This window comes from Vibrio sp. OPT46 (genome assembly GCF_015163535.1).
Taxonomy (GTDB): domain Bacteria; phylum Pseudomonadota; class Gammaproteobacteria; order Enterobacterales; family Vibrionaceae; genus Vibrio; species Vibrio alginolyticus.
This window is the reverse complement of record NZ_JADDYG010000093.1, coordinates 129,235-129,997: the sequence shown is the minus strand read 5'-3', so window position 1 is coordinate 129,997 and position 763 is coordinate 129,235. Positions and strand designations below refer to the sequence as shown.

The 763-nt window shown below is 40.4% G+C and carries 1 pseudogene; it reads left to right on the top strand.

Features of this window, described 5'->3' with window-relative positions:
- Positions 1–217 precede the first annotated feature (217 nt).
- Positions 218–763, top strand: a pseudogene (locus IQR33_RS04800) (MCP four helix bundle domain-containing protein); the annotation flags it as partial.

Sequence of the window (763 nt, the reverse complement as noted above, 5' to 3'; positions counted from 1 at the left end):
ACTGTCGGGATATTGTCAATAACAGATTGAAAATGGAGAGTTTTTGTACTAGACAAAAGTGTGATCGACCTCTAATATTCGCCACTTGTTTATTCGTCTGGGATTTATCCCGTCGCAAGGAAGCATAGATATTCAAACTGCCGAAAAGTAACGTTGTTATAAGCACTGCTCGAGTTTGTTTGGATATAGACATCACGCATACAACTGAGGCCCTGTCATGCAGTTATCACTGAAAAATTTGTCAGTACGAACGCAAATTTTGGTTCCGGTATTATTTACCGCGATTGTTTTGTTTATTGCTCTTTGGATTACTAAAAACAATCTTCAAGCAGAGCAAGATGTTATTGCTTCCAACCAAGAATCTTTGGTTTTTCACAAAGACACATTGGCGAGTATTGACGACCAAATTTACCCTCTGCGCATAAGCGCGGTTTACGCTATTTACGATGCTTCTCGTCGTGAGAATTTTCTAACCGAATTGAAAGAAGGCTTAAAGCAAGTTGATGCCGATTTAAGCGCAATTGAAGCCCGAAACCTATTCCGTGACGATGCCGTTAAAGTTCGCCAAGCAATTGAATCCTATGTGCGATATTCAGAGCGCTCAGTTGCTTTCTTCAACCAATACGATCAAGGTTTGAAATCGGATAGCGAGTACCGTGCATTTGTCAAAGAGTATCGCAATGTTGGCCGAGAAATGGTCCAACAAATTAACACACTATCAAAGCATGTAAACGAGCAAGCTGAACAATCTACTATCAGAAGT